This window comes from uncultured Mobiluncus sp. (assembly GCF_902488535.1).
GTDB lineage: Bacteria > Actinomycetota > Actinomycetes > Actinomycetales > Actinomycetaceae > Mobiluncus.
Genome location: NZ_CABTWO010000032.1, coordinates 1 through 10,430, shown reverse-complemented (window position 1 = coordinate 10,430; position 10,430 = coordinate 1). Strand labels below are relative to the sequence as shown.

9 protein-coding genes are annotated in these 10,430 nt (G+C 62.1%); 4 read left to right on the top strand and 5 right to left on the bottom strand.

Annotated features, from left to right (window positions below; all coding sequences use genetic code 11):
- Nucleotides 1–109: 109 nt before the first annotated feature.
- Genes RDL66_RS08695 through RDL66_RS08675 form a run of 5 tightly spaced genes read right to left on the bottom strand, consistent with a single transcriptional unit; the run spans nucleotide 110 to nucleotide 4,171 of the window.
- Entirely contained in the window at nucleotides 110–1,138 is a 1,029-nt protein-coding gene (locus RDL66_RS08695) for a phosphatase (protein ID WP_308536574.1), read from the bottom strand.
- Nucleotides 1,138–1,749: a DUF501 domain-containing protein gene (locus RDL66_RS08690; protein WP_308536573.1), complete on the bottom strand. Its 612-nt coding sequence runs from the start codon at nucleotides 1,747–1,749 to the stop codon at nucleotides 1,138–1,140. Before RDL66_RS08690 ends, RDL66_RS08695 begins: the two co-directional genes overlap by 1 nt.
- Nucleotides 1,750–1,780: 31 nt before the next feature.
- Nucleotides 1,781–2,485 (bottom strand): septum formation initiator family protein, encoded by a 705-nt coding sequence (locus tag RDL66_RS08685; RefSeq protein WP_308536572.1) that lies wholly within the window; start codon nucleotides 2,483–2,485, stop codon nucleotides 1,781–1,783.
- 33 nt (nucleotides 2,486–2,518) lie between these two features.
- A complete protein-coding gene (locus RDL66_RS08680) occupies nucleotides 2,519–3,265 on the bottom strand; it encodes a YggS family pyridoxal phosphate-dependent enzyme (protein ID WP_308536570.1) in 747 nt (248 codons plus the stop codon).
- 9 nt (nucleotides 3,266–3,274) lie between these two features.
- A complete protein-coding gene (locus tag RDL66_RS08675; protein WP_308536568.1) occupies nucleotides 3,275–4,171 on the bottom strand; it encodes an EamA family transporter in 897 nt (298 codons plus the stop codon).
- Between the two features lie 244 nt (nucleotides 4,172–4,415).
- Here RDL66_RS08675 and RDL66_RS08670 point away from each other — a divergent pair, with 244 nt between their 5' ends.
- Genes RDL66_RS08670 through RDL66_RS08655 form a run of 4 tightly spaced genes read left to right on the top strand, consistent with a single transcriptional unit; the run spans nucleotide 4,416 to nucleotide 10,373 of the window.
- Nucleotides 4,416–7,019 carry an ATP-binding cassette domain-containing protein gene (locus RDL66_RS08670; protein ID WP_308536567.1) on the top strand — a complete coding sequence of 868 codons (2,604 nt, stop codon included), beginning with the start codon at nucleotides 4,416–4,418 and terminating at the stop codon, nucleotides 7,017–7,019.
- A 5-nt stretch (nucleotides 7,020–7,024) separates the two neighbouring features.
- Nucleotides 7,025–9,598: an FtsX-like permease family protein gene (locus tag RDL66_RS08665; RefSeq protein WP_308536566.1), complete on the top strand. Its 2,574-nt coding sequence runs from the start codon at nucleotides 7,025–7,027 to the stop codon at nucleotides 9,596–9,598.
- Nucleotides 9,599–9,657: 59 nt separating this feature from the next.
- On the top strand, nucleotides 9,658–10,077 hold the full coding sequence (locus RDL66_RS08660; RefSeq protein WP_308536565.1) for a phage holin family protein: 420 nt from the start codon (nucleotides 9,658–9,660) through the stop codon (nucleotides 10,075–10,077).
- Nucleotides 10,074–10,373 (top strand): DUF3618 domain-containing protein, encoded by a 300-nt coding sequence (locus RDL66_RS08655; protein WP_308536563.1) that lies wholly within the window; start codon nucleotides 10,074–10,076, stop codon nucleotides 10,371–10,373. Before RDL66_RS08660 ends, RDL66_RS08655 begins: the two co-directional genes overlap by 4 nt.
- The last annotated feature ends 57 nt before the right edge of the window (nucleotides 10,374–10,430 follow it).

Genomic DNA, 10,430 nt, shown 5'->3' with positions numbered 1-10,430 from the left:
GTGAGCGTTTTGCGACAATAGTCGCGCAAAACGCGAGGGGGCCCTCCCCCTTCCGCCTCTCGCGAGCGCCCCCGAGCGAACGCACCGCAACAAAACTAGAACCCAGAAATCAGGGAATCTGGGACAGGATAATCCCATCGAGGATATCGTTTTCGGAGGTCCGAACCGGGAACGTTCCGCGGGGTACGCCGGCAGACGCCGTCCCGGAATCCGAACGACCAGAGCCGGAACCGGGGGCCGGATGAGCCTCCAACCAAGCGAGAATCCGCTCCCACACCAGGACTCCGCCGGCAATCTGGCGCACCCGCTGCGGGTGCATGGGCCCCAACTGGGCTTTTTCCGCGTGCGGCATCCGAATCAAACGCCGGGCGCGTTCCCGCAGCGCGCCAGAATCCAGCACGGCCCCGTTGATTTTGTCCGGCTTGTAACTGTCCAACCCCAACTCCAGCGCGGTCAAAGTTGTGACCGAACCGGCCACCCCGACTACCTCGCGGGCGCGCTCCAACGGCACGCTGGCCGCAGCTTGGGCAATCAGGGAATCTACAAACTGTCCAGCTTGGCTGATAGCGTCCTCGCTGGGCACCCCTCGCGCATCTTCGGCGGGTCGCAGATAACGCTCGGTGACCCGCGTGGAACCCATATTCATCGACACCGCGGCCGTGACCTGGTCAAACTGGCCGGTATCGGGGTTGGCCTGACCAAACGCAAACTCGGTGGAACCTCCCCCGATGTCTACGGTCAGGGCCGGACTGGCAATGTCGCGGTGCGCTGAAAGTGTCCCGGCGAATCCCAACGTGGCCTCGACTTGTCCCGAAATGACCTCCGGCGTAATCCCCAGCCGCGCCTGCACTCCGGCGCTAAACTGCGAAAAATTATCCGCATCGCGCGAAGCGGAAGTCGCCACCATCCGAATCCGCTGGACGTCCTCCCGGCGCACGTAACCGGCGTATTCTTCGACCGCCACAAAAGTCCGCTCCAGCGCGGCTTCACTGAGATGCCCGGTCCGGTCCACCCCTTCGCCCAAGCCCACAATCCGATTCAACCGCATTACGTCAGCCATCGCCCCGGACTGGGGGTCAACCTCACTGATGAGCAAACGAATCGAGTGAGTTCCACAATCAATCGCCGCCAAACGCATTACCGGCCCCTTTCCCCAGCAGTTTCGCCCAATTTCCAGGCACAAGTCGCGGGCGTCCAGCGATGCGGGTCCCCCGCCGGCAACTCCCCCAACCGATCCAACACCCAATCCCCGATGGGGTTTACCCCCCGGCCCGCCGCCAAAGCGTGTCCGAGCAGGGCGTGAAAACACTTGACCCGGCGAGGCATTCCCCCGGCCGACACGCCCGCGATTTCAGGGACTTCCCCGATTCCGGCGGCTTCACCCGCCTGGGTGCGCTCGCGAATATAGAGTTCATGAGCGCGGGCATAAGTGGCCGCTATCTGCGAGTTTGCCTCCAGCAGGGCTTCGGCCTCGCGCATGACCCCGTTTGCCTCCAGGTGCGACACAGCCGCGACCGCCGCCGGGCAGGTCAGGTAATAAAACGTGGGGAACGGCTCGCCGCCGGGCAGGCGCGGGACGCTCGCAATGACCGCCGGGTGACCAGCAGGAACACCCCCCTCATGACCAGCAGGATTGGCGCCAGGCGACACATCCCCGCACCGCGCGGCGACCCCTAAAACTCCCCGCGGGACGCGCCCCAGTTGAGCTGCAATAATGCGCAAATCCTCCGGGCTAGCGGGTGTAATCACAAGGGCTCCTTTGTCAGTTTCCGGTCGGCGTTCAGTTATGGGCCGGGGCGTTCGAGGATTTCGGGGCTGGTTCCGGGTCGGTTTTGCCGGGTGCCGAGGACGGTTTAGTCGTGTTCGCTCCAGTTTCCGGTTTCACGCCCGGGGCGGTTTCCGGGGCGGGAGCAGCTCCGGCGACTTCCAATCCGGCGACAATCTGGCGGAACCACGGCAAATCGTTCGTGTCTTTGTCGGTCCAGCCGCTGGTCAGCTGGGCTTTTTTCGCGCCGGGAGGATCAACTACGACATAGGTAATCTCGCCGGGTTTCACGTATCCCAAGCGTTCGCGGGCTTGGCGGGAAATATATTCGGGGTCTTTATAGCGTTTGATTTCCGCTTCCAGCTCGGCGTTTTGGGCTTTGACCTGGGCAATCTGGGCTGCCAGCGAGCGAGCCTGCTGCTGCTGATCCATCCAGGAACGCAGCGGTGAGAACACGACAAGAAACACGGCCAGCGCTACGGCCGCCAGCGTCAACAGGCGCGCAATACGGGTCGAGCCCGGGGATTCCACAGCGGGGTTTCGCGGCGTGACTTTCGATGGGGACAAGGCCGGGTCCACTGTTTTCCCGGTTCTCCCGACTTTCCCGTTTCCCCCGACTTTCCCGGGTTTTCGGGCAGAAGCGTTTGGTGTCGCCGAGCCGCGCGGGGTCGGCTTTTCCGCGTCAGAAGGCTGGCGTGGTTTCAAACTGGGACGCTTCACGTGGACATTATCCCAAAAATCTGTAGTTTTCCGTCACTGGACAGGCTTTGGCGCGTAATCTCGAGGACCAAACAGGGCCGAACCGACCCGCACACACGTGGAGCCCGCCGCAATGGCCAACTCGAAATCCCCGCTCATGCCCATCGACAGTTCCCGACAATCCGCACCTCCGGGCAGCCCCGACACGGCTTCTCGCAACCCCGCGAGCTGGGAAAACATCTCAAAAGCACCCCGCTCCCCGACCTGGTCCACACGCGCCGCCACTGTCATCAAGCCGATGAGGTGCAGTCGGGGCTGGTCAATCACCAACCGCGCGAGCTCCAGGGTTTCCTCCGGAGCAACCCCGTGTTTTGCTTCCTCCCCGGAAGTGTTGACTTCAATCATGACTTCCAGGGTCCGTTCCGCCTGGTCAAGCAGCCGGTTCAGGGTTTGCGCCAGTTTCGCTGAATCCAAGGACTGCAGTTCCGCGCCGTGAGCGACGATGAGTTTGGCTTTGTTGCGCTGGAGGTTGCCGATTTGGATCCAACGGGGGCTTTCACCGTTCCCGTCAGCGCACAAGCCCAGGTTCGCGCCCAGTTCCGCAGCTTTCGCGGCCAGCTCCTGGGGTTTATTTTCCCCGAATTCGCGCACTCCCGCTTCGAGAGCTTCACGCAGGTCCGCAACCGGATGGGTTTTGCTGACCGGAAGGATTCGAACTGACCCGACGTCGCGACCCGCGTCCGCAGCTGCCGCGGCGACCCGCTGGGAGAGAGCTTGCAAACGCTGTGAAAAACCGGTCATAAGCCTAGTCTAGTCCGCCGACTCGCTCTGGGAGGGCAGGGCTGAATCGGCGGGTTCGCGCCGATAGGTCAGAGCCACCGCGACCGACACCAAAATCAGACCGCCCACTTCAGCCCAACTCGGAAACTGCCGCAGCATAAACACGCCCACCAGCAGGGACGTCACCGGCAGCAGCGCGGAGAGCAGCGCGAAAATAGCGGCGGAAACATCACGCAGCACGACCAGTTCCAGAATGTAAGGCACAAAGGAGGAACACAGGCTCATCAGCAGGGCTAGGCCGAAAACCGACCACGAACTGAACGCCACGTGAATGTCTGGCCAGGCCAGGGGCAGCTGCAGGAACGAACCGAATACCAAGCCTACTGAGAGGGAATCGATGCCCCGACCCAAAACCGCAACTTTGCGGCCCAAAGCCATATAGGCGACCCACATTCCCCCGGCGACCAGCGCCCAGAACAAGCCCAACCGGTCGGTCGGATTGCTCATGTCCAGGCCCAGCCCGCCAATCATGACCACGCCGGAAAACGCCAACAGGACCGAAAACTTGCCCAGCCAGCCGGCGATGCCGATAGCCGCGAAAATAACCGGCCCCAAGAACTCCACGGAAACGGTGGTGCCCAGGGGAAGCCGCGCAATCGCCTCGTAAAAAGTCATATTCATGCAGACCAGGGCCGTCCCAAACAGGCAGGACCACAAATAACCGCTGGGGGTGAGCGCCCGTTTTCCCCAAGGCCGGCGCCACACCAGCATCAGTACGGAGGCAAATACAGTCCGCAGCCAAGCCACGGTCAGGGGCCCCATCAGGGCAAACAACGTTACCGCGAAACCGGCACCCACATACTGGATGACGCCCTCGGTAAAGAAAATTAGGGGCGCGGGAACGGGTTTTCGCGGTTTTCCGGGCATCCTGCCATTGTAGACGGTGACGCGGGCAAGGTGAAAAAACCTTGTCCGACCATTTTTCGTTACCGTGTGGGGTGTTTTGCCAGTTCATGGCATTTTGTAAAATTGTCACAAGGCCGCATGGTTCCGCCCTCCGCTCGCTCGCTGAGCGCGCATCGACCTTTGGTATTGTGTTGGACTTCCTTTGGGCGTGGAAACCGGCACCTTGGCGGTAAATATGAAAGAATGCAGGGAAAGGAGGCGAAACTTGGTCAATCAATCCCCTGCGGCATCACCGAGATTTTCCACCACGCTTTCTCCGGTTTCAGATCCCCTCATCAGCGTCCGCGGTCTGACTAAAATTTATGGTCAGGCTGATACGGAGCGTGCCGTTACGGCTTTGGACAATGTGGATGTGGATTTTCCCCGCGCCCAGTTCACCGCCATCATGGGGCCTTCCGGGTCTGGGAAATCCTCTTTGCTGCACATTTTGGCGGGTTTGGATTCGTTTCAATCCGGGACAGTCACGGTCGCCGGTCGCGACCTGTCCCAGCTGGATGCCGCGGAACTGACCCGGTTTCGCCGCGAAAATATCGGGTTTATCTTTCAGGCGTTTAACCTGGTGCCCACGTTGACTGTCGCAGAAAATATTAAGTTGTCGGCGATGGTGCGCCGCCAATCACCGGATCGGCGTCGGTTAAAGACGCTGGTCAAAGAGCTTGATTTGGAATCGCGACTGGACGCCTTTCCCTCCGAGTTGAGCGGGGGTCAACAGCAAAAGGTCGCTTGCGCTCGCGCGTTACTGCCCGCTCCGGAAGTCGTTTTCGCTGATGAGCCGACCGGGAACCTCGATTCGGCCTCTTCGGCGCAGGTCCTTTCGTTCCTGCGAGCCGCCGCGCGCGACTGGGAACAGTCAGTCATCATGGTCACCCACGAACCGGATGCCGCGAAATACGCCGACCGGGTGCTGTTCCTGTTTGACGGCCAAATCGTCGCCCAACTGACGAACCCGACCCGCGAGGCGATCCTCGAAGCGGAGCAAAATCTCGGTGACGTGCGCCAAGCTCGGAAACGCGCGGGGCAGCTGGGCGCTCCCGCGGCTTTGCGAGACGTTGATTTGCCAGCCTCGGAAAACGATTTGACAGGCGTCGTGAGTTTGCCAAAAATCGAGGCGGAAACCGAGTCTGAACAGGCCGAATTGCCCGCAGAAGAACCCGCGGTTTTCCCAAATTCGGCATCGGGTTCAGAGCCGGCCTCCCCGATTTCCCCTTACTTGCAAAGCGCGTTCCCGATTGCGGATGCCCCCAAGCCCAGGCCGGCGTCTGTCCCCGCACCTCCTCCCCCGACGCGGCGTCGGCGCGATACCGCCCTGACTTTTGCCGACCTGGGCATCGCCGAGGCGAACCCCGAACCGAACGAACTGGCAGATTCCCTGGCCCGCGGCGATTTCAAGTGGCCCAGTATGTCCGTGGCGCAGCCCGCCTCCCCGGACGACACTAATGATTTGTTGGGTCAGCCGCTGTCGGCTTTGTCCGCCAATCCCCCGGAGGTTCAGGATAATGTAGCCGGTGGCGAGGGTTTTGCCGCCCAGGGGCGCAGCGACTTTGATTCCGTGATTTCCGGGTCTGCCGAGTTGGCAGCCGCTAACTCCGACACGTCCGGCAGCCTTGACACCCCGGCTGCTGATTTTGGTGATACCGGGTTCAATCCGTTCGATTTTACGGACCAGCCCGCGCCCACTGTTGACGGTGAAGGGGACTTGGTGGCGTCTCCCCTGTCGCGCCGTCCGATTCCGGGAGGTATCGCAGCAAATACGCCCACACCGGCTGCGCCGCCGGTGCTTCCCACAGGTGCAACTGCGCCAGTTGCACCGCCGGTCGCGCCGTTAGCCGCGAACGCTTGGGCGGACAATACCCCCACACTTGTGCCCAGTTCGGCTTCGTCCCGGATTCTTTCCGAATCGTTTACTCCCGAATCACTCCAGGTGAGTCCGGCCGGATCCGCGCCGGCGCGCCCTGATTCTCCTGATAGATTTGCCGCGCCAGACGACGCGATGTCCCCTGCTGGGGTGCGGGCTACCGTTCAGCCCACACCGCAGCCCGAACCGCCGGCCGCACCGGAACCGACTTTTGAACCACTCCCGGAGACTCGGCGAACCTATCAGCCAGAAACCCCGTTAATGGCTCCGGACACGTTCGCGCGCCAACCCGAGTCGCAACCCACGCCCGCTGCGGCAACTGCCCCGGAACCCCTTCCCGAACCTACACCGAGACCAGAACCCGCCACTTCCCGCACTTATGAAGGACCGCGCCGGTCGCGCCGACCCGCCATCGACCCTCACTTGGCCGAAGCTGAAGGCAAGAGCGAACTGTTGGCCATGATTGAGCAGGCGGAGAAGCTCCTGGCAGCTTCGGGAGCGGCGATTAATGACGCCACGGAAACGCTGCAGGGATCCTCCACACCGCGCGGCTCACGCGACTCAGAACCGACGCCCCCGCCGCGAACACGGCGCGCCGCCGCGGCTACGTCAGCGTCCTACGGCGGCAGCCCGAGCTTGCCCAGCCGCGGGAAAACCCCCGACCAAGAACTGCTCATTGCCCGGGCAGATGCCATGTTAGCCCAGGCAGGAGCCCGTTCGGCGACTCTGCAGGATGAACTGCGAAACCTCGGACGCGCCCCCGGCTCGTCAACCCCGTCAACCTCGCTAACCGCGTCCACCCCGGACACCCCGGATACTTCCCGCGCTTCTGCCCCCGGCTCGCCAACCCCAACAATCCCCACGACCCCCACGGCCCCTGGCTCGGCCGCGCCGGAAACCCCCACCCCGAACTGGCGCACCCAATCCTTGAGATACCCTCCTAAAGGCCGGTAAACGCCATGTGGAAAATCATTTGGCGCGAAATCACCCGCCGCGGCTACCGCTTTTTTCCCACCGTGTTCGCCGTCGTGCTGGGCATCACGTTCTTGACCGCCACTTTGGGGATAACCGACCTGATGACGGACGCGGCCAAGTCCTCGGTAACCGCGACGCTTTCCGGGGACCTTTATGCCGTGGCGCCCCCGACGAAAGACGCCGCCGCGGGAGAACTGGAGGCGCGCGGCAACATCAGCGACGAACTTGTGCCGATTATCGAAGCGGTCGACGGAGTCGCCCACGCCGCACCCCGCTTTGAGGGGCAGGCTGTCCTGTTGAATCAGGACAAACACCCCGTCTCGATAGGGCTCACCCCGACTCTGGTGCGCGGCGTTTTTCCCTATCCGCCCGGCCCGGAAGTCGCCTCGGGACGCCTGCCGCAAGGACCGAAAGAGGTCATGCTGGAAGTGAACACGGCGCGGCGCGCCGGACTGAAAACCGGCCAAACCGCCACCCTGATTTGGGCCGGAGCCACCCACCGCCTGAAAGTCGTGGGCCTGGCCCAGTTCAAAGCCTCGCTCGGGACCGCCACCTTGGCTTTCGTGGACGGTAAGGACGCGAAAACCTGGTTTTCCCCCACCGGCAAAATTAAGCTCATCGGCATCCATGTGGCGTCCGTGGCCGACCCCGACAATGTCAAAGAACGCGTCCAAGACGCGGTCGGCCCCGATGCTGTCATTTTGACGGGTGCCGCGCTGCGCGCCCAGCAGTCCGCGGCCGTGGCCCGCACGGTCGGACTGGTGAACCTGCTGGCCCAGGCGTTTGTGGCGCTGGCGTTGCTGGCGGGCGCCTTCCTGATTGCCAACACTTTCGGGATTCTGGTTACTTCCCGCTATCGGATGCTCGGAATGCTGCGCGCTGCGGGCTACACTCCCCGGTCGCTGCAGCTGCTGGTGACCGGCGAAGCCCTGCTGATTGGGCTGGTCGGGTCCGTTTTGGGCGAGGGCGTAGGGCTGGCGCTGGTGCTGGGGGCCCGGCAAATTCTCACTGCACAAGGGTGGGTGTTCACTTCCGGTGTGCCGTTGGGGCTCGTGCGGGCGCTGGCGATTGTGGCCCTGGGAGTCCTGATTACCGTGGCGGCCTGCTTGATTCCGGCGCGGCGTGCCGGGCGTATGACCCCGCTGGATGCTTTGGCTGCCAGCGCTCCCGCCCCGAAGATCCGTCTGCGCCGCGCCACGATTTTCGGGCTGGTGGTCCTGGTCGTGGCCGTTGGCCTCGGTGCCGGGGCGCTGGTGGAGGCGTCCCAGTCAGGAGTGGGGACGCGGGCGACAGTGCTGGCCCTAGCGGCTTCGCTGTTGGGTTTGTGTGGCGTGCTGTGGCTGACTCCAGTCCTGCTGCGTCCATTCCTGTGGATTTTTGCCGCAATATTTCAGCGTTTCAACCGCCTTCCGGCGCATTTGGCGCTGCGCAACCTGCGCCGCTACCCGCGCCGCACCTCCCTGGGGGCAGCCGCCCTGGTCATCGGCGTAGCCATTGCCACCACCGGCGGCATCCTGGCCGATTCCGCCCGCAAGTCTCTGCAGGCCGGGGTCGTTTCAGAAGTCCATTCCGACCTGGTCGTGGCCTCGCTGCAGCCGTCCACGAATGTCGAAAAAGCCCTCGCGGCGCTGCGGAAAGTGGACGGGGTGCGTTTCGCCAACGCCAATATCTTTAGCACCCCGATGCTGGTGCGCCTCGACCAAGATCCCACGCAGTCGCTCACCGCCGCCGGTATCACTGCGGACGAAGCCAAGAACCTCGTCTCCCTGCAGGTCAAGGCCGGTGACGTGGAGGGACTGGCAAACGGCCAAGCCCTGGTGAACGCCCGTGATGCCGCCCGGGAAGGGTGGAAAGTCGGGGACGCGATTACGGTGACGGGTCCCCGCGGGATTTATTCCACCAAGGTCGCCGGAATAGTCCGCTCCACCCTGCTGAACGCGGCGATTTTCCTCGACCCACTGTATCTGCGTCAGGCGGCGGCCCCCGAAACCCTGACCTACCAGTACATTTTTGTGAACCTTCAGAGCGAGAATGCCGCACCCACCCCGGCTGAAATCCGTCAGGTAAAAAACCAGATAGAACACAGCCTGAACCAGTTTTTTGTCTACCGGGTCTTTACCCCGGTGGAGCTGTCCCACGCCCTGTCGCAAACCACCACACAAGTGCTGTGGCTGATGTATGCGCTGCTCGGGCTATCAATCGTCATCGCTATTTTGGGGATTGTGAACACTTTGGCGCTGGCGATGGTAGAACGGCGCCAGAGTTTTGCCATGCTGCGGGTGCTGGGGCTAACCCCGCGGGAAGTGCGGGCTTCGCTGCGGTGGGAGGCATTTTTCCTGGCGTTGCTGGGAGCAGGGCTGGGGTGGATTTCCGGGCTGGTCATCGGAATGCTGTGGCACTGGCTGCTGCGTGACTTCGGGCTAGGAGCGTGGGGAATCCCGGTGCTGGGCCAGCTCAGTTTCGTTGCGGCGGCTGTCATTTTGGCGGTTTTGGCGGCGGCGTGGCCGGCGCGAAAAATTTTGCGAACCCCGGCGCTCATGGCGACTCTCGCTTCCTAAACGCAGATTTTGTGAAAATAGTAAACTAGGTTTTAAGTGACGTCGACGAGGAGGCCCTTATGGCTATAGAAGAACCGAAATTATCTCTGGGGGCGCTGTTTGCGCGATTTTCTACCCAGATTTCTGACCTGTTCAGGGCTGAGGTCGCGTTGATGAAAGCCCAGGCCAAGGCCGCCGGGTCTCGGTTTGGTTTGGCGGCGGGAATGCTGGCGGCAGCTGGCGTGTTGGCCCTGTTCATGCTGGGTTATTTGATTAAAGCAATGTTCTATGGGTTTACGGCGCTGACTGGTTTCGCTGCGTGGGGCGCTTTGCTCACCGCGGCGGTTTTGCTGGTGTTGACCGCGATTTTGGTTCTGATCGGGCTGTCCGCGGTGAAACGCGCCAAAGAAAACATCCCGGAACCCCAAAAGCACGTTAAGCGCGACGTTGCGACGCTGAAGGCAGCCATCAAGCGCCCGGATTTAGGAGCGGAAAAATGAGCGAAAACATCGCAGTGAAAAAAGAGTTTAACGGTAGCCCGGAGGAAATCGAGCGTCAGATTGAAACCGCCCGCTCCGATATGGGTCAGACCGTAGACCAGTTGGTGGACCGGCTCCGTCCGGCCAACCAGGTCAAAGAAGCAAAAGCGAAAGCCCAGAATTTTGCGCAGCAAGCCAAGGTGACCTTCACTGACGCGGTGGAAGGCGATGTGGATTCGCAAAAGAAACTGGGTATCGCGGCCGGAGTGGTTGCCGGTGTTTTGTTGCTGGCAAAACTGCGCCGCCGCCACCGGTAACCTCATTTGTTGTCAATATAAAGTGGTATTTAGGCAATAGCTGCCATTATTGGCAGC

Bases quoted from the DNA above. Each gene is read 5' to 3' on its own strand.
- RDL66_RS08655 (WP_308536563.1), top strand. From the start codon at position 10,074: ATGAGCGAAAACATCGCAGTGAAAAAAGAGTTTAACGGTAGCCCGGAG.
- RDL66_RS08675 (WP_308536568.1), bottom strand. From the start codon at position 4,171: ATGCCCGGAAAACCGCGAAAACCCGTTCCCGCGCCCCTAATTTTCTTT.
- RDL66_RS08660 (WP_308536565.1), top strand. From the start codon at position 9,658: ATGGCTATAGAAGAACCGAAATTATCTCTGGGGGCGCTGTTTGCGCGA.
- RDL66_RS08665 (WP_308536566.1), top strand. From the start codon at position 7,025: ATGTGGAAAATCATTTGGCGCGAAATCACCCGCCGCGGCTACCGCTTT.
- RDL66_RS08695 (WP_308536574.1), bottom strand. From the start codon at position 1,138: ATGCGTTTGGCGGCGATTGATTGTGGAACTCACTCGATTCGTTTGCTC.
- RDL66_RS08680 (WP_308536570.1), bottom strand. From the start codon at position 3,265: ATGACCGGTTTTTCACAGCGTTTGCAAGCTCTCTCCCAGCGGGTCGCC.